Raw genomic sequence first — 16,070 nt, 5'->3', positions numbered from 1 at the left:
ACCACCGTGCCCTCCTGATCACGGAACCGGCCGAACGTGGCACGCACACGCACGCCTGGTTCAAACGGGCTCGATGACTGCTCCATGAGGGTGGACGGTACGGGGCGGTACCGACAGGTCCGAAATCGCCCGCCCTTTCCATGAAAATCCCCACACGCCGATCGGTGAACCCCCAGGTGGGAGGATGGCGGTGGGGAGGTCGCATGCGGACGATCAAGCGGTCGGGCGAGCACGAGATCGAGGTGCGCAAGTCCCGGTTCATCTGCTCGCTGCTGCGGGTGACCTCCGAGGCCGAGGCCCGGGAGTTCATCCAGCTGCAGCGCAAGGCGCACCACGACGCCCGGCACCACTGCTCGGCGTTCGTCCTCGGCGACTCCGGGGAGATCCAGAAGTCCAGCGATGACGGCGAACCCGCGGGCACGGCCGGGGTGCCGATGCTGGAAGTGCTGCGCCGCAACGAGATCACCAATACCGTCGCCGTGGTCACCCGCTACTTCGGCGGGGTGCTGCTGGGCGCGGGCGGCCTGGTCCGCGCCTACGGCGGCGCGGTGTCCGAGGCGTTGGAGCACGTCGGGACGCTGGAGCGGCGTCCGGTGCGGGTGCTGGAGGTGGAGGCCGACTACGTGCTGGCGGGCCGGCTCGACAACGATCTGCGGTCGGCCGGTTACCAGGTGGCCGACACCTCCTACGACGCCGCGGTCCGCTTCCACGTCCACGTCCCGGTCGAGGACGTCGAGACCTTCCACGCCTGGCTGGCGGAAAACACCGGGGGATCAGCCCAGGCCACCGAGGGCGAGCTGGTCCACGCCGAGCTCTGAGAACCGTTCACGTGGTTGCTCTGCGCGTCGGTGCCGCCGCACGCTTTCAACACTTCTGGGCAGCAGCGGTCTCGTCAGCGAGGACGGTCGGCGGTCGTTTCGCGCTCGGCTTGCTCGCGACGGCCGCGATCGCACCGATGATGGCGCCGAACAGCAGGCCCGCGAGAACGTCGTGCGGGTAGTGCACGCCCAGGTAGATCCGCAGGAACGCCTCCAGCACGGCCACCACCGCCACGATCGCGGCGGCCCGCCGCCACAGCACGGCCACCGTCACCGCGAAGGCCGCGGCCGTGGCCGAGTGCCCGCTGGGGAAGGAGAAGACACCGACCTCGCTGCAGTGCTCGACCGTGCGCACCGGGAACGTCCGGCACGGCCGCAGCTGCCGGACGACGTCCTTGACCGGGTCGGTGAGCACCCAGGCGGCACCACCGGAGATCAGGATCGCCAGCGCGGCCCGCGCCCGCCGGTCCACCCGCCACCACACGTACCCGGCGACGGGGATGAACCCGAGCAGCAGCGCATGGGTCAGCACCAGGGCGACGGCCTGCAGCCAGCCGGGCGAGGCGGCGCCCCAGCCCGAGATGATCAAGAACAAGTCGGTGCTGTAGTCCACCTCCTCCACACTAACCGGACTCCCAGCACCCGGCTCCGGCCACGGCCGAGCAGGGGATTCACGATTTCAACGGAAGTCGGGTCCCGGATTTCCATTGAAATCGGGGACCCGACTTCCGTTGAAATCGTGTCGACCGGGGCGGGATTCGGGTGTATGACTGGGAACACCTGATCATCCTGGGGAGGTTCTGCGATGAGGTCGTTGGTCGTCGGGGGTGCCGTGGTCGCCGCGGTGCTGGGGCTCGGGGCACCGGCGCAGGCCGAGGGCGCGCTGGATCCGCTGGTGGGGTCCGCCGCCGAGCGGGTGGTGCTGTCCGACCAGGTCGCCGCCGCGAAGTGGGGGACGGACTCGCCGATCGAGGACCCCGAGCGCGAGCAGGAGGTGCTCGACGGCGTCGCCGCGCGGGCGGTGGAGCTCGGTCTCGACCCGGAGGAGGCCACGCGGGTCTTCCGCGACCAGATCGAGGCCAGCAAGCTCGTGCAGCGCGGGCTGCACGCCCGCTGGACCGCGCACCCCGACGAGCAGCCGACCGAACGCCCCGATCTCGGCGAGATCCGCCCGGAGCTGGACCGGCTGGGCGAGGCGATCCTGGTGCAGCTGCGCGACACCGACGAGCTCCGCGACGGCCCGTCCTGCACGGGCCACCTGGTCAGCGCCTACGCGCACACCGCCCGCGATCTCGACGCCCTCCACCAGGCCGCCCTGGGCCGGGCGACCCCGTCGATCTGCGCCTGACGGCTCAGCGGCGGAACAGCGCGGCCTGGAGGAAGTCCGCGCCGAAGGTCGGTGACTCCGGCGGCTGGGCGCGCATCGGGCGGATCTCGACCGGGGTGAGGTCGGCGAAGATCGCGCGCAGCTCGTCGGGGCCGTAGGCGAGGCCGCCGCGCAGGTCGCCCCGGCGGTAGAGGTCGGCGTCGGGCAGCTCGGTTCCGGTGTTATCGGCGCCGGTGACGAAGCAGGTCATGGCCAGGTGACCGCCGGGGGCCAGCAGCCGGTCGACGAGGTCGAGGTAGCTGATGCGGCGGTGCGGCGGCAGGTGGTGGAAGCAGCCCGAGTCGTAGATCAGGTCGTAGGGCCCGGCGAGGTCGAGGGTGAACGCATCGCCGTGCCGGAAGCGGATTTCCGGTGCTCGTTCGCGGGCCCACGCGATGGCGGTGGCCGACAGGTCGACGGCGTCGACGTCGAAACCCGTTGCGGCCAGGTGCATAGCGTTGCGGCCGGGGCCGCACCCGAGGTCCAGCGCGCGGCCCGGCTTCAGCACGCCGTCGTCCACGTAGGACACGAGGTTCTCATCGGGTTCGGTGACGAAGAACGGGACGTCGCGGTCGCGATCCGCGTAGAAGCCGTCCCAGAACGGTTGGGGCGACGGGAAGATCTCGTCCAGCATCCGCAGCAGGCCGCCGACGTCGCGCACTGATCTCGACATCACGCCATCCTACCGAAAAACTAAGCGGCACAACGGCATTTCCCGCTGAGCAGCCCAAATCCTCAGCGGCTCCAGAGGTGTTCCGATGCCAGTCGCGCACCATCGGCGAGCGCCGAGAGCTTCGCCCACTGGATCTCCTCGTGCACCCGGTGCACGCGAAACCGCAGTCGGTCCCGGCCAGCACGTTGTCCCGCCCCACGACCCCGGCGAGCCGGATCAGCCGCTGCGCCACCAGTTCCGGGTGCTCGACGACGTTGGTGTGGTGCGTGACCACGCCCGGGATGAGCTTCTTGCCGTCCGGCAGCTGCACCTCCTCCCACACCCGCCACTCGTGCTCGTGCCGCGGGTTGGCCTGTTCCATCGCGTAGGCACCGGCGCTGACCTGCAGGATCAGGTCGACGACGTCGCGGAGCTCTCCCCATGTCGACAAGCCCTGAAGAACACGGCCGCCGAGACCGCACGCCCGACCCATCTCCAGGACGAAGTCGAGGTCAACAACCCACCCGACGAACCCCACGGGAACCGTCGGGACGAATACCGCAGGTTCTCGACCGCGGGTCACACCTGAGCCAGCGGGAGGCCGACGAAGACGACGTCTTCGGAGCGGCCGTCGAGATCGGCGACGGCCGGGAGCCGTCCCCACTCCTGGAAGCCGTGAGCGCGGAAGAGGCGGAGACTGCGCTGGTTCGAGGCGAAGATCGTGGTCGCGATGTTCCGGAAGCCGAGTTCGGGGGCTTGCGCGATCGCATGGCGCAGCAGGCACGCGCCTTGGCGGCTGCCGCGGTGGTCGGGATGCAGGTAGAGCGCGAGGTCGGCGGTGACGTCGTAGCCGCGACGGCCGTTGAGGAACGGCTCCAGAGACACGTACCCGGTCACGACATCCGGGTTTGGCGGCTCGTGCCCCACCCAGATCGGGTAGCGCTGGGGATCCGACTCGGCGAACCAGTCCTCGCGCGATTCGACGGTGACCGGGTCGAGGTCGCAGGTCGCCGAGCGGTCCGGGATCACCGAGTTGTAGATGCCGACGATCGCGGGCAAATCCGCGCGCGTCGCGAGCCGGTTCCCGTAGGTCACGAGTCGCCCTCCTCGGCCGTGTGGTGTGACTTCGGTCCGAATTGCCGCGACCACGGGCCACGGAGATCATCCGGACCTTGTAGCCTGGGCACGCGGGCCGTTAGCTCAACTGGCAGAGCAGCGGACTTTTAATCCGCGGGTTCAGGGTTCGATCCCCTGGCGGCCCACCAAAACCCCAGGTCACACGACCTGGGGTTCTTCTTTTCCTGGTCAGCGGTTGATCAGGTAGCGGAGGAGCAGGGTGTCGTCCTGGGCCAGGACCGAGGCCAGGGTGAGGTGGGCGGGGTCGATGCCCGTGCCGGCGGCGATGCGCTCCGCCGTGCCGGAGACCAGCATCGGGGAGAGCGTCAGGCGGAGTTCGTCGACGACTCCCGCTTCCAGCAGCGAGCCGAACAGGCGAGGGCCGCCGTCGCAGTGGATCCGCTTGAGGCCGCGCTGCGCCAAAGCGCTTGTCGCTGCGGCGAAGTCGACCGAGCCGTCGCCCGCCACGAGGACCTCGGCGCCCGCCGCTTCCCACTCCTCGCGCAGCGCGGCGGGAGCGGAGCGGCAGGTGATCACGATCGTGGGGACCTGCACGTCGGTGATCACGGGCGCATCCGGCGGGAGCGACCGGCCGGAGGTGACGACCGCGATGCGCGGAACCGGGGCGAGCCCGTGGCGGGCGCGCAGCTCGGCCTGCTGCGCGTCCGGTTCGACGCCGCGGAACTCCTCGATGATCGCGGTGCTCGCCCCCACCAGGATCACGTCAGCCAGGCTGCTGCCCAGCGGGTACACCTCGCGGTCGGCCTCGTTGCTCAGGCCGCGCGAGCGGCCCGCCACCTCGACCGCGCCGTCGACGCTGCTCACGAAGTTCATCGCGAGCCACTGGGACCGGTCCTCGGGATAGCCGTACAGGCGCTCCAGCTCGGCGCGGTCCACGCTTCCCGCCTCGTCCGGCGGCCACACGCGTCGCATCACAGGTACCTCACCACCCGCGACGGCTTCCGCTCGCCGCCGATGCTCGCGACCATCTCCAGGGTGTGCCGGGTCTCGCGGACCTGGTGCGCGCGGAACATCGCCGCACCTGCCTGCGCCGCCAGGGCGGTCGCGGCGAGCGTCCCGGTGACCCGGTCGTCCAGCTCGACGCCGAGGGTCTCGCCCACGACGTTCTTGTTGCTCATCGCCATCAGCACCGGCCACCCGGTGTCGATCATCTCCTGGATCCGTCCGAGGATTTCCAGCGACTGGTAGGTGTTCTTGCCGAAGTCGATCGCGGGATCGATCAGCACGCCCTCGCGCGGAACGCCGAGAGCGACGGCCTTCTCGGCGAGGCTCGTGGTCTCGGCGATGACGTCCGCGACGACGTCGTCGTACTGCGGGCTGGTGGGATCGGTGCGCGGCTCCAGGCCGCCGGTGTGCGAGCAGACGTAACCGGCCCCGTACTTCGCGGCGACCTCCAGCACCTTCGGGTCGTAGCCCTGCCACGTGTCGTTGAGCAGGTCCGCGCCCGCCCGGCACACGACGTCGGCGACCTCGTGCCGGTAGGTGTCGATGCTGATGATCAGGTCCGGGAACTCCGAGCGCGTCCACTCCAGGGTCGGCAGGACGCGGTGGAGTTCCTCCTCCACCGTGACCTCCGGCCCCGGGCTCGCCGGGATCCCGCCGATGTCCAGGACGTCGGCCCCCTCGGCGACGGCGTGCGCGATGGCCGCCCGAGCCCGGTCCTCCTCGAACGTGGCGCCGTGGTCGTAGAACGAATCCGGCGTCCGGTTCACGATCGCCATGATCAAGGCACGATCGCTGACCACGGTTCGCCCCCGAAAGGCCAGCTCAGGCATGCAGTGTCTCCTCGCCGCGCAGCACGTCATCCGCAGCCGAGACTACGTGCTCGGACCGGCCGCCGGGTCGAGCACGCCCGCGAACACCAGCACCAGCAGGACAACGCCCAGCACGACGCGGTAGATCACGAACGGAACGAAGGTGCCGCGCTTGATGTAGGCCATCAACCACGCGACGACGGCGTAGCCGACCGCGAACGACACGACCGTCGCCACCAGCGTCGGGCCCCAGGCGGGAGCGGTGCCGTCGCCGATGTCGGTGAGCTTGTAGATCCCGGAGCCGAACACCGCCGGGGCCGCCAGCAGGAACGAGTACTCGGCGGCGTCCGGGCGCCGATAGCCCATCAGCAGACCGGCGGTCGTGGTGCCGCCCGAGCGGGAGACGCCGGGGATCAGGGCGAGCGCCTGGGCGCACCCGTAGGCGAGGCCGTGCGGCACGGTCAGGTCGTCGAGGGTGCGCTGCTTGCGGCCGAACCGGTCGGCCCAGCCCAGCAGCAGGCCGAAGCCGATCAGCACGACGGCGGTCAGCCGCAGGTCCCGGAACACCGAGTCGATCGCGTCCTCGAACAGCACGCCCAGCACCACCACCGGGAGGGTGCCGACGATGATGAGCCATCCCATGCGGGCGTCGGGGTGATGCCGGTGGTCGCGGTCGTGCAGCGAGCGGAACCAGTTCCGCAGGATCGAACCGATCTTCCTCGCGAAGTACGCGACGATCGCCAGCTCGGTGCCGATCTGGATGACCGCGGTGAACGCCGCCCCCGGGTCGTCCCACCCGGCGAACGCCGCCACGACGCGGACGTGCGCGCTGGAGGAGATCGGCAGGAACTCGGTGAGCCCCTGCACCAGCCCCAGCACGATCGCTTCGAACCACCCCACGACGTCCCCTCTCCTCGCAGCAGCCGCACCGTAGCGAACTCGCGGGCCCCGGTCGGGCGACCGACACCCCGCCGCGTGCGGGCGGCGCAGCCGAGTCATCCTTGCGGAGCAGGAGCTGATGGGGAGGACTCGTGAAGGTCATCGACAAGATCGCGTGGATCGAGCTGCGGGACGGCAAGGTCCTCAGCACCCGGTCGCACGGCAAGGACGTCTACTACTTCCCGGGCGGCAAGCGGGAACCCGGCGAGTCCGATCTGGACACCCTCGCCCGCGAGATCACCGAGGAGCTGGCGGTCACCATCGACCGGGACAGCGCCACCCACATCGGCACCTTCGAAGCCGAGGCGCACGGCCAGAACGCCGACGTCCTGGTCCGCATGACCTGCTACACCGCGGCCCACGAGGGCACCCCGGCCGCGAGCAGCGAGATCGCCGAGCTCATCTGGCTCGGCTACGCCGACCGCGACCGTGTCTCACCGGTGGACCAGATCATCTTCGACCACCTCCACGAGCGCTCCCTGCTCGTGTGATCCCCACCAGGGGCGGTTTTTCCCAGAACCGCCGGGGTTTCGCTGTGAAATCCCGGGCGGTTCCGGCGAGAACCGCTCCGCTCAAGCCCCCGAACCCAAGTAACCCAAGACCATCGCCGCGGTGCGGTCCGCCCATTCCTGCCAGCCGAGGCCGTCGGGCCACGCCCGGCAGCTGGCCGCGCGGTGGACGCACGAGCCGATGACGCTGCGCGCGGCGAAGCGAACGGCATCGCCCGCATCAGCCCCAGCGTGCGGCTCGACGGCATCGACGAAGGCGAGCTGCACCACGTCGAGAGCCCGCAGGCCGCGCTCGGCGCCTTCCGCCGACTGACCGCTGAGCAGCTCCGGGAAAGCCCGGGTGTGCCCGGCGAAGGCGTCGGCCATCGCGCGGGTGAACGCCTCCACGACCCCGCGAAGATCCGGGGACGCTGACGAGAGCGCCTCGCGCACATCGGTTTCCAGCTGCGCCAGCAGCTGGTCCTTGACCGCTTCGAGCAGCTGCTCCTTGCCGGCGAAGCGCCGGTAGATCGCCCCCACCGACACGCCCGCGCGCTCGGCGACCGCCGCGACCGTGAAGTCGTCGAGCCCGCGCGCGCTCAGCACGTGCTCAGCCGAGGCCAGCACCTTCTGCAGGGACTCTCGACTGCGGGCCTGCTGCGGAGGCCGGAAGTGCGGGGCGCTCATCCCACCGACGCTACCGCCCCCGAACCCTCCACCGTCCGAGTGATCCGGCGTCGAAAACCGCAACATTCGTCGCGCGAAAACCGGGGTTTTCGCGGCACGAATGCAGCGGTTTTCGTCGGGCGGGATGCGAATGGTAATTTGCGTTCTCTTTCTGTGGAGAGGGGTTCCGGCTTGGTGGGGATTGAGGTGCGGGAGGCGTTCGTGGACTTCCCGATCTTCGACGCGCGGTCTCGGTCGCTGAAGAAGAAGGTGTTCGGGAAGGTCGGCGGCAAGATCGGGACCGAGGCGAAGGTGCCGGTCATCGAGGCCCTGCGCGGGGTCACCCTGTCGCTGCGGGAGGGCGATCGGGTGGCCTTGGTCGGGCACAACGGGGCGGGGAAGTCGACGTTGCTGCGGCTGCTGTCCGGGATCTACGAGCCGACGCGGGGGAGCGCTCGGATCCGGGGGAAGGTGGCGCCGGTCTTCGACCTCGGCGTGGGGATGGACCCCGAGGTCTCCGGCTACGAGAACATCGTCATCCGCGGGCTGTTCCTCGGCATGACGCGGCGCCAGATGCTGGACCGGGCCGACGACATCGCGGAGTTCACCGACCTCGGCGACTACCTGCACATGCCGCTGCGGACCTACTCCGCGGGGATGCGGGTGCGCCTGGCGCTCGGCGTGGTCACCACGATCGACCCGGAGATCCTGATCCTCGACGAGGGGTTGGGCGCGGTGGACGCGGCGTTCATCGCCAAGGCCCGCAAGCGGATGGTGGACCTAGTCGAGCGCTCCGGGATGCTGGTCTTCGCCTCGCACTCCGATGAACTGCTGCTGGAGCTGTGCAGTTCGGCGATCTGGATGGACGAGGGGGCGGTTCGGATGAGCGGGTCCGTGGAGGAGGTGTTGACCGCCTACAAAGGACATCCGCCTTCTCGGGGCAGTAGTCTGGGGTCGTGATGGAGATCTGGGTGAACCCGGCGTGCTCGAAGTGCCGGTCCGCGGTGAGCGAGCTGGACGCGGCCGGGGCCGAGTACACCGTGCGGCGGTACCTGGAGGAGCCGCCGACGGTCGCCGAGCTGGAGGCCGTGCTGGAGCGGCTCGGGTTGGAACCGTGGGACATCGCGCGGACCGGTGAGGCCGTCGCCGCGGAGGTCGGACTCCGCGAGGTGCCGAAGGACGCCGAGCACCGGGGCGACTGGCTGCGCCTGATGAGCGAGAACCCGAAGCTGATCCAGCGCCCGATCATCACCGCCTCCGACAGCACCACCGTCGTCGGCCGCGACCCCGATTCGGTGGGCCGCGTCATCGACGCCGAGCGGAACGCCTGAGGTCAGTCCCGGCGGGTGAGCTTCTCGCCGACCCGGATGATGCGCTCGCCGACGTTCTCGGCGAGGCCGCTGGTCGCGGCGGCGACCCGGTCGGCCGCCGTGCGACTCACCGCGGCGGCCTTGGTCGCGGCGTCCTCGGTGAACTCGGCCGTGGCCGCGCCCGCCTGATCCGCCCAGCTGGCGGCGCGGCCGGAGAAGCGCGCGATCTGCTCGGAGCCGTCCTGGCGGACCTGCTCGTAGAACTTCGCCGTCTGCGCGACGGTCGTGTCGACCAGCTTGGAGAACGCCTCAGGAACCGGCATCGCGACCTCCTCCGGGGATACCGAGCGAACCTGTTACTTCAAGTAACACCTTAGGGAGATCGCGGCGCGCGCGCAACGCCGGGGCCCGTTCGGGATCAACCGCGCTTCTCGGCCGATAAGCGGCGCTGATCAACACCTCCGTCCACAGAGGACGAATGAAGATCACGATTGCACCCGAGTGACGAGGATCGCTCGACCCGAGCGCTGGATCGTCATGAGCAGCGACGACCCCTTCGCGCTTTCGGATGATGCACGTCCGCGTGGCCCGGGCGATGCCGGAACGCAACCTTGGGTACTTAGGATCAATCACCCAGGGAAGGGAATGTCCGCGCGGCCGCTGATCAGGCGAAACCTGAATATGCCAAAAACGTTTATGCGGGCAGCGTCAACAGCCGAGACCTCGGCGACCACTAAGGACAGATACACATGCTTCAGCAGCGGACCCGACTGTTCGGTTCGATCGTGGGCCTGTGCACCGCCGGCGCACTCCTCGCAGGCTGCGGCGGCGGGGGCCAGGAGGCCGAGCACGCGCAGCACCAGCCCGCGCCGCAGACGCCCGCCGAGGGCCAGTCCGCTGCGGGCAAGCAGACCTCGGGCACCTTCGAGAACTTCTCGCCGACCGCCAAGGCCATCACCTACAAGCCGGAGGAGGTCCCGGCGGGCGGGCAGATCACCGTCAACTCCTCCGCCGCCGACGGCAAGAGCAAGGTGACCGTCGAGGTCAAGGGCCTGCAGCCGAACCGCCCCTACGGCGCCCACGTGCACGTCAAGCCGTGCGGTGCGACCGGCGAAGACGCGGGCTCCCACTACCAGGAGAAGGCCGACCCGGTGAAGCCGTCGGTCGACCCGGCCTACGCCAACCCGCAGAACGAGGTGTGGCTGGACTTCCACACCGACGCGCAGGGCAACGGCACCGCCACCGCGGAGGGCACCTGGTCGCTGGCCACCCGCGACGACGCGCAGTCGGTCGTCCTGCACGAGACCCACACCCACTCCGAGCCCGGCAAGGCCGGCTCGGCGGGCTCGCGCCTGGGCTGCATCACCGCGGACTTCTGATCCGCTGAACCACCGGGAGGGCACCCGCCGCGCAGGCGGGTGCCCTCCTCGCTTCTCCCACCGGAACGACTTTGACGCAGGTCACGGGTGATCGAGGTTCGGGGTCGGGGACAATGGGCTTGATGACCGCTCTGGACCTGCCCGCCCCGACGGGTGCCAAGACGCTGCGGATCGGACCTCACGAGGTCGATCCGCCGGTGGTGCTCGCCCCGATGGCGGGAATCACGAACGTGGCGTTCCGACGGCTGTGCCGGGAGTACGGCGCCGGGCTGTACGTGTGCGAGATGATCACCAGCCGGGCGCTGGTGGAACGGCACCCGAAGACGCTCGAGATGATCACCTTCGACGCCGACGAGAGCCCGCGCTCGATGCAGCTCTACGGCGTCGACCCGGTCACCATGGGGCAGGCCGTCCGGATGATCGTCGAGGAGGACCTCGCCGATCACGTCGACATGAACTTCGGCTGCCCGGTGCCCAAGGTGACCCGCAAGGGCGGCGGTTCGGCGCTGCCGTACAAGCGGCGGCTGTTCCGCGACATCGTGCGCGCGGCCGTCACCGCCGCTTCACCGGCGGGCATCCCGGTGACCGTGAAGTTCCGCATCGGCATCGACGACGAGCACATCACCTACCTCGACGCCGGGCGCATCGCCGAGGAGGAGGGCGCCGCGGCCGTCGCGCTGCACGGCAGGACCGCCTCGCAGCGCTACTCCGGCACCGCCGACTGGTCGGCGATCCGCACCCTCAAGCAGCACGTCACGTCGATCCCGGTGCTGGGCAACGGCGACATCTTCAGCGCCGACGACGCGCTGCGGATGGTCGACGAGACCGGCTGCGACGGCGTGGTCGTCGGGCGCGGCTGCCTCGGCCGTCCCTGGCTGTTCCGCGACCTGCAGGCGGCCTTCACCGGGCAGCCGATCCCGGAGGGCCCGGACCTCGGCGAGGTCTCGCGCGTCCTGCGGCGGCACGCCGAGCTGCTCGCCGACCACATGGGCGAGGAGAAGGGCCTGCGCGACCTGCGCAAGCACATGTCCCAGTACCTGCGCGGCTTCCCCGTCGGCTCCGACCTGCGGCACGGCTTCGGGCTCGTGTCCAGCCTCGCGCAGCTCGACGACCTGCTGGCCCAGCTCGACCCGAACGTGCCGTTCCCGACCGATGCCGAGGGACCGCGCGGGCGCCAGGGCTCGGCGGGCAAGGTCGTGCTGCCGGAGGGCTGGCTCGACGACCCCGACGACGCGACCGTCCCGGCCGGTGCCGAGGTCGACTCCAGCGGCGGCTGAGCAGTGCGGGCCTGGCCGCTGCTGCTCGCCGCGCTGTGCCTGACCGGCTGCGCCTCGACGCCGCAGCAGCCGGACTTCCGCGGCTACTTCGCCGACAACAACGCGGCGGCCGCGGCGGGACCGGCGGCGCAGCAGGAGTTCTTCAACCGAACGCAGCACCCCGACTTCACCGCCAACACGTGCGAGCTCGGCGATCTCACCGTCCGGCTCGACCCGGCGTGGAGCACGCTGCGGCCCGATCCCGGTTTCACCGCCGACGGCGTCGTCCCGCACGGGCAGATCTGGGTCATCGGCGTCGAGGTCACCACCCGAACGGGCGGCAGCACCACCGGTCATCAAATCGGGTCACAACACCTCGTGGTGCTCGACGGGCGCACGTTCGGCTTCGCACCCTGTCCTCAATGACAGCAGCGGGTCCTCGATGAAGGCAGTGGCTCCTCGATGAGCCAGGACCCGAAAACCCGGAGTCTGCGGCCAAGATCACCTCGATCGGCTTGCGGGGCGGTGATGCGAAACTGACACTGGTTTGCTCGTCCGTGCGGGTGGGTCCGTCCCGATTCGCTTCCACATCCACCCCTCCGCCCGGTACACACCTAGGAGCCGATGGCTCGGTCTCGGAATCGCCGAAGTTGTCACTCGATCGCGCGAACCGAGGCACCGGTCGAGTCGAAACGGCATGATCGTTCCGTCAGACCGAACGACAGCGCGGACGGGAGGTGGCCGACATGATCCGCAACGGATTCACCGGGCAGGACCCGCACCCCAGCGGAGGAGACGTGCCGCAACCGCCCACGCCCCGCAGCCGTGAGGAAGTCGCCAACGGCACGGGCATGGCGGAACTGCACGAGTCCATAGCGCGACTGCTGGCCTCCCGGGGTCAGTGGCGGCAGGCCTACCACCACCTGCGATCAGCGCTGGACATGATGTCCTCGGACAAGCCGGCGGTGCCCGAGCAGCTGCGCAGCGAGGTCGAGCTGCTGCGCCGGGAGCACGCCAAGGCCCGCGAGGAGAGCCTCCGGGACAGCCTCACCGCCAGCTACAACCGTCGCTACCTCGACGAACGGCTCGCGGACCTGGTCGCCGAGAACGCCATGACGGGCGAGGGCCTGGCCGTGGCGCTGATCGACCTGGACTGGTTCAAGGTGGTCAACGACACCTACGGGCACCTGTTCGGCGACCGGGTGCTGCAGCGGGTCGTGGACCTGCTGCAGGAGGCCCTGCCGGACGGGGCGTTCTGCGCCCGCTACGGCGGCGAGGAGTTCGTGCTGGTGCTGCCGCACATCCTGCCCAACTCGGCGGTGCAGGTCTGCGAGGCGGCCCGGCAGCGGGTGGAGCACTTCCAATGGGAGACGATGGCGCCCGGCCTCGGCGTGACGATCAGCATCGGCGTCGCGCACGAGCAGGGCACCGGCGGGCACGTCTCGGGCGAGCAGCAGTTGATCTCGGCCGACGCCCTGCTGTACGCGGCGAAGCGTGCCGGTCGGAATGCCGTCGCCTACCGAAAAGGCGCCGAAGTCCGGTTGGCGGGTGCCGCTTCCGAGCGGGTCACCGAAACGGGGAGAAGAGCCGCCGGCTACTGATGGCGATCACGCGAAAACGCAGGGTCCATTCGAATTGTGAACTTATCGGTCATCTGGCTTAGCACGGCTCGTCGCAATAGACGAGCCGCGCGGTAGGATCGTGCACTGATTGTGAAGAAACTGTCGGCGCTATCGTCAGTTCGGGCGATCCGCCGTACTATCTTCTAGGCGCCACGCGATGCATGTCGGGGAGTGTCGACGCGCCAGGACGATTCGCAGAACGATGACTGAGGCAGGTTGGGAGGGAACACGCGTGCCGCAAGACCCCCGGCATGGCGACTTCGGGCACCGGCGTACCCGCCCCGACGAGGACGCCGATGCCACCGGTTCGGCAAGTGGTGGTTCCGGACGTCGCCGACGCGCGCTGTCCGAGGACGGCACGGGCGGCACTCGAGTGATCGACCTGCTGTCCAAGCACGGCAAGGGTCCGAACACCTCAGGCCACCGCCGCGCGGCTGAACCCCAGCCGCCCGCGAGCCAACCCCCGAGCTCCCCGCCGCCGGTCAGCCAGCCACCGGCCGCACCCCAGCCCCCGCAGACCGGCCCCCGCCGGGCCGCTCCGCAGGCACCGCCGGAACCGGCGCAGGCCTGGACGAACCCCGAACCGTCCGGCCGCCGCCCCCGGCAGGCGCCGCCGAGCCGCCCGATGCCCAACCCGCCCGCGCCGCCGATCAACCCGGCGCCCCCGGCGGGCTGGACGGCCCCCGGCACCGGACCCCGACCGGTGCAGCAGCCGCCCGCAGGGCCGGTCTCCCCGCCGTCCGGCCGCAACCAGCGGCCCACCCCGCCTCCGCCCTCGGCCCCGGGCGCCGCCGCCGCGTTCGCCGGTGGCGCCGCCGCACGGCCGGCCCGGCGCAACCCCGAGCCCCCCGGCGAGGAGGCCACCCGGATCAGCCAGGCGCTGAGCACCGACGCCCCGCAGCGCGTCTCGCCGCCGTCCGGCCGCAACCCGCGCCCCGCACCGCCCGCGGCCCCGCAGGCGGACATGGACGCGACCACGCAGCACCCCCGCGTCCCGGCCGCTCCCCAGCAGCCGCCCCAGGCAGCCCAGAAACCGGCGGCCCAGAAGCAGCAGGCGGCGCAGAACGGGCAGCCCGCCAAGCCCACGCCTCCCCCGGTCGAGCGGGCCGAGGAGACGGCGATCGTCCAGCCCGCCGACGGCTACTCCGAGCTCGACGAGTTCGACGACGAAGCCGAGGTCGTCGACGACGACCTGGACGGCGACGGCGACCGCAAGAACGACATCGAGCAGATCGACCTCACGCTCGCCCGCTTCTCCGCGGTGCACGACGAGATCGCCGCCGAGGAGGCCAAGCGCCGCAAGCGCTACGCGTGGCTGCCCGGCAACAAGAAGGAACCCGAGCTCGGCAGCGACATGCCGTTCGACTTCCACGACGACCGCGGCGGCGCGTCGCGCATGGAGTGGAAGAAGAAGCAGCGCAAGCGCCGCACGAACCTCATCGTGATGGCCGTGGCCGTCGCGGCCTCGCTGACGGTGTTCCTGTCGCTGGGCTTCGCCTGGGGCGCCACCACCCTGTTCGGCCCGCCGGCGGTGCTGGCGCTGGACCCGAACTCGCAGGACATCAAGGACGCCGCCGGTCAGGCCGGCGACCAGAACTTCCTCATGATCGGTTCCGACACCCGCGCCGGGGCCACCGCCGCGGACGGGGTCGGCAACGAGTCCGACGAGCCGGGCGCGCGCTCGGACACCACGATGATCGCGCACATCCCGGCCGACCGGAGCCGCGTGGTGCTGGTGTCCTTCCCGCGCGACCTGCAGGTGAACATGCCCGCCTGCCAGCGCTGGGACTCCAAGACCGGCCAGTACAGCAACGAGGTCGTCCCGGCCAAGCAGGGCGCGCGGCTCAACGAGGCCTACGCGGTCGGCGGCCCGCTGTGCACCACCAAGGTCATCCAGCAGGTCTCCGGCCTGCGGATGGACAGCTTCCTGGGCATCGACTTCAACGGCTTCAAGTCGATGGTCGACGCCGTGCACGGCGTCGAGGTCTGCACCGAGAAGCCCGTCATCGACACCACCCTGGGCACGGTCATCCCGGAGGCCGGCCGCCACAACCTGACCGGCGACCAGGCGCTGACCTACGTCCGCGCCCGCCACGTCAAGGGCGACCCGACCTCGGACTACGGCCGGATGCAGCGCCAGCAGATGTTCCTGTCGTCACTGCTGCGCAAGACGATGTCCAGCCAGGTGCTGCTCGACCCGCGCAAGCTCAGCGACTTCGTCAAGGCCGTCAGCGCCAACACCTTCGGCGACAACATCGGTGCCGACCGGCTGATGGACCTCGGCCAGCAGCTGCAGGGCCTGGACCCGAGCAAGGTCACCTTCGTGACGGTCCCGACCACCGGCTACGCCAACGACGAGGGCATGGAGGTCCTGCGGGACGACGCCGCGAAGTCGCTGTTCCAGTCGATGATCGACGGAGCTCCGGTGACCACCGACGCCGCTCCGCAGCAGGCCGCCCAGAGCGCGCCCATCGGCGGATCGGGTGGTTCCGGCGGGGCCTCAGGAGTGGGCCGGACGCTGCACCAGCAGCCCGCGGACCCCTCGCTGCCGGGTGATCTCTCAACCGTTAATGCCGGCCACGACATCTGCGGCTGACCAGCGGGAACGTCCGTTTCCGGTTGCGCGGATCACGACCTGTTCACCCGTGGTTCACCACAGGTCATTCTGCCCGATTCCGCCGCG

Annotated in this window: 19 protein-coding genes and 1 tRNA gene; 12 read left to right on the top strand and 8 right to left on the bottom strand. The window is 70.3% G+C overall.

Features of this window, described 5'->3' with window-relative positions; translation table 11 throughout:
- Positions 1-203: 203 nt before the first annotated feature.
- Positions 204-818, top strand: a complete 615-nt coding sequence (locus REH65_RS18695) for a YigZ family protein (protein ID WP_406688483.1) — start codon at positions 204-206, stop codon at positions 816-818.
- A 46-nt stretch (positions 819-864) separates the two neighbouring features.
- Here REH65_RS18695 and REH65_RS18690 read toward each other — a convergent pair whose 3' ends face one another.
- Positions 865-1,431, bottom strand: coding sequence for a phosphatase PAP2 family protein (locus tag REH65_RS18690; RefSeq protein ID WP_281457408.1), 567 nt, complete (start codon positions 1,429-1,431; stop codon positions 865-867).
- Positions 1,432-1,623: 192 nt separating this feature from the next.
- On the opposite strand from REH65_RS18690, the gene REH65_RS18685 reads away from it, so the two are divergent.
- Positions 1,624-2,166, top strand: coding sequence for a chorismate mutase (locus REH65_RS18685; RefSeq protein ID WP_281457407.1), 543 nt, complete (start codon positions 1,624-1,626; stop codon positions 2,164-2,166).
- A gap of 4 nt (positions 2,167-2,170) precedes the next feature.
- Here the strand turns inward: REH65_RS18685 and REH65_RS18680 are convergent, their stop codons facing one another.
- Complete coding sequence (locus tag REH65_RS18680; RefSeq protein ID WP_406688482.1) at positions 2,171-2,857, bottom strand: class I SAM-dependent methyltransferase; 687 nt, start codon at positions 2,855-2,857, stop codon at positions 2,171-2,173.
- A gap of 241 nt (positions 2,858-3,098) precedes the next feature.
- On the opposite strand from REH65_RS18680, the gene REH65_RS18675 reads away from it, so the two are divergent.
- Positions 3,099-3,425 (top strand): hypothetical protein, encoded by a 327-nt coding sequence (locus REH65_RS18675; RefSeq protein WP_406688481.1) that lies wholly within the window; start codon positions 3,099-3,101, stop codon positions 3,423-3,425.
- On the opposite strand, the gene REH65_RS18670 is transcribed toward REH65_RS18675, so the two are convergent.
- Positions 3,416-3,931, bottom strand: a complete 516-nt coding sequence (locus REH65_RS18670; RefSeq protein ID WP_406688480.1) for an N-acetyltransferase family protein — start codon at positions 3,929-3,931, stop codon at positions 3,416-3,418. The genes REH65_RS18675 and REH65_RS18670 overlap by 10 nt on opposite strands.
- A gap of 94 nt (positions 3,932-4,025) precedes the next feature.
- On the opposite strand from REH65_RS18670, the gene REH65_RS18665 reads away from it, so the two are divergent.
- Positions 4,026-4,101: transfer RNA gene (locus tag REH65_RS18665), tRNA-Lys, on the top strand.
- A gap of 40 nt (positions 4,102-4,141) precedes the next feature.
- Here REH65_RS18665 and REH65_RS18660 read toward each other — a convergent pair.
- From REH65_RS18660 to REH65_RS18650, 3 genes are read right to left on the bottom strand one after another with little or no spacing between them, the layout of a single operon-like run.
- On the bottom strand, positions 4,142-4,885 hold the full coding sequence (locus REH65_RS18660) for a pyrimidine reductase family protein (protein ID WP_406688479.1): 744 nt from the start codon (positions 4,883-4,885) through the stop codon (positions 4,142-4,144).
- On the bottom strand, positions 4,885-5,748 hold the full coding sequence (gene folP / locus REH65_RS18655) for a dihydropteroate synthase (RefSeq protein ID WP_406688478.1): 864 nt from the start codon (positions 5,746-5,748) through the stop codon (positions 4,885-4,887). Before folP ends, REH65_RS18660 begins: the two co-directional genes overlap by 1 nt.
- 42 nt (positions 5,749-5,790) lie before the next feature.
- The gene (locus tag REH65_RS18650) at positions 5,791-6,627 is read right to left on the bottom strand and encodes an undecaprenyl-diphosphate phosphatase (RefSeq protein ID WP_281457383.1); all 837 of its coding nucleotides are present in this window, start codon (positions 6,625-6,627) and stop codon (positions 5,791-5,793) included.
- Between the two features lie 131 nt (positions 6,628-6,758).
- On the opposite strand from REH65_RS18650, the gene REH65_RS18645 reads away from it, so the two are divergent.
- Entirely contained in the window at positions 6,759-7,157 is a 399-nt protein-coding gene (locus REH65_RS18645; RefSeq protein WP_281457382.1) for an NUDIX domain-containing protein, read from the top strand.
- An 81-nt stretch (positions 7,158-7,238) separates the two neighbouring features.
- Here REH65_RS18645 and REH65_RS18640 read toward each other — a convergent pair whose 3' ends face one another.
- Positions 7,239-7,841, bottom strand: coding sequence for a TetR/AcrR family transcriptional regulator (locus REH65_RS18640; RefSeq protein ID WP_406688477.1), 603 nt, complete (start codon positions 7,839-7,841; stop codon positions 7,239-7,241).
- A 171-nt stretch (positions 7,842-8,012) separates the two neighbouring features.
- Between REH65_RS18640 and REH65_RS18635 the strand changes: the two genes are divergently transcribed.
- The gene (locus tag REH65_RS18635; protein ID WP_406688476.1) at positions 8,013-8,780 is read left to right on the top strand and encodes an ABC transporter ATP-binding protein; all 768 of its coding nucleotides are present in this window, start codon (positions 8,013-8,015) and stop codon (positions 8,778-8,780) included.
- A complete protein-coding gene (locus REH65_RS18630) occupies positions 8,780-9,151 on the top strand; it encodes an ArsC/Spx/MgsR family protein (RefSeq protein ID WP_281457503.1) in 372 nt (123 codons plus the stop codon). The genes REH65_RS18635 and REH65_RS18630 overlap by 1 nt, the downstream gene beginning before the upstream one ends.
- 2 nt (positions 9,152-9,153) lie before the next feature.
- On the opposite strand, the gene REH65_RS18625 is transcribed toward REH65_RS18630, so the two are convergent.
- Entirely contained in the window at positions 9,154-9,453 is a 300-nt protein-coding gene (locus tag REH65_RS18625) for a hypothetical protein (RefSeq protein WP_406688475.1), read from the bottom strand.
- A gap of 426 nt (positions 9,454-9,879) precedes the next feature.
- Here REH65_RS18625 and REH65_RS18620 point away from each other — a divergent pair, with 426 nt between their 5' ends.
- From REH65_RS18620 to REH65_RS18600, 5 genes are all read left to right on the top strand, one after another.
- Positions 9,880-10,509 (top strand): superoxide dismutase family protein, encoded by a 630-nt coding sequence (locus REH65_RS18620; RefSeq protein ID WP_406688474.1) that lies wholly within the window; start codon positions 9,880-9,882, stop codon positions 10,507-10,509.
- A gap of 122 nt (positions 10,510-10,631) precedes the next feature.
- Positions 10,632-11,786, top strand: coding sequence for a tRNA dihydrouridine synthase DusB (gene dusB / locus REH65_RS18615; protein WP_406688473.1), 1,155 nt, complete (start codon positions 10,632-10,634; stop codon positions 11,784-11,786).
- Between the two features lie 3 nt (positions 11,787-11,789).
- Positions 11,790-12,191, top strand: coding sequence for a hypothetical protein (locus REH65_RS18610; protein WP_281457378.1), 402 nt, complete (start codon positions 11,790-11,792; stop codon positions 12,189-12,191).
- A 320-nt stretch (positions 12,192-12,511) separates the two neighbouring features.
- A complete protein-coding gene (locus REH65_RS18605) occupies positions 12,512-13,366 on the top strand; it encodes a GGDEF domain-containing protein (RefSeq protein WP_406688472.1) in 855 nt (284 codons plus the stop codon).
- A gap of 253 nt (positions 13,367-13,619) precedes the next feature.
- The gene (locus REH65_RS18600; protein WP_406688471.1) at positions 13,620-15,983 is read left to right on the top strand and encodes an LCP family protein; all 2,364 of its coding nucleotides are present in this window, start codon (positions 13,620-13,622) and stop codon (positions 15,981-15,983) included.
- Positions 15,984-16,070 lie beyond the last annotated feature (87 nt).

Source organism: Saccharopolyspora sp. ID03-671, from assembly GCF_045278815.1.
In the GTDB taxonomy this organism is placed as follows: domain Bacteria; phylum Actinomycetota; class Actinomycetes; order Mycobacteriales; family Pseudonocardiaceae; genus Saccharopolyspora; species Saccharopolyspora ipomoeae.
The sequence above is the reverse complement of the archived record's forward strand: the minus strand, read 5'-3'. Positions and strand labels throughout refer to the sequence as shown.

Bases quoted from the DNA above. Each gene is read 5' to 3' on its own strand.
- REH65_RS18695 (WP_406688483.1), top strand. From the start codon at position 204: ATGCGGACGATCAAGCGGTCGGGCGAGCACGAGATCGAGGTGCGCAAG.
- REH65_RS18685 (WP_281457407.1), top strand. From the start codon at position 1,624: ATGAGGTCGTTGGTCGTCGGGGGTGCCGTGGTCGCCGCGGTGCTGGGG.
- REH65_RS18680 (WP_406688482.1), bottom strand. From the start codon at position 2,857: ATGTCGAGATCAGTGCGCGACGTCGGCGGCCTGCTGCGGATGCTGGAC.
- REH65_RS18660 (WP_406688479.1), bottom strand. From the start codon at position 4,885: ATGCGACGCGTGTGGCCGCCGGACGAGGCGGGAAGCGTGGACCGCGCC.
- folP (WP_406688478.1), bottom strand. From the start codon at position 5,748: ATGCCTGAGCTGGCCTTTCGGGGGCGAACCGTGGTCAGCGATCGTGCC.
- REH65_RS18640 (WP_406688477.1), bottom strand. From the start codon at position 7,841: ATGAGCGCCCCGCACTTCCGGCCTCCGCAGCAGGCCCGCAGTCGAGAG.
- REH65_RS18630 (WP_281457503.1), top strand. From the start codon at position 8,780: ATGGAGATCTGGGTGAACCCGGCGTGCTCGAAGTGCCGGTCCGCGGTG.
- REH65_RS18625 (WP_406688475.1), bottom strand. From the start codon at position 9,453: ATGCCGGTTCCTGAGGCGTTCTCCAAGCTGGTCGACACGACCGTCGCG.
- REH65_RS18620 (WP_406688474.1), top strand. From the start codon at position 9,880: ATGCTTCAGCAGCGGACCCGACTGTTCGGTTCGATCGTGGGCCTGTGC.
- dusB (WP_406688473.1), top strand. From the start codon at position 10,632: ATGACCGCTCTGGACCTGCCCGCCCCGACGGGTGCCAAGACGCTGCGG.
- REH65_RS18605 (WP_406688472.1), top strand. From the start codon at position 12,512: ATGATCCGCAACGGATTCACCGGGCAGGACCCGCACCCCAGCGGAGGA.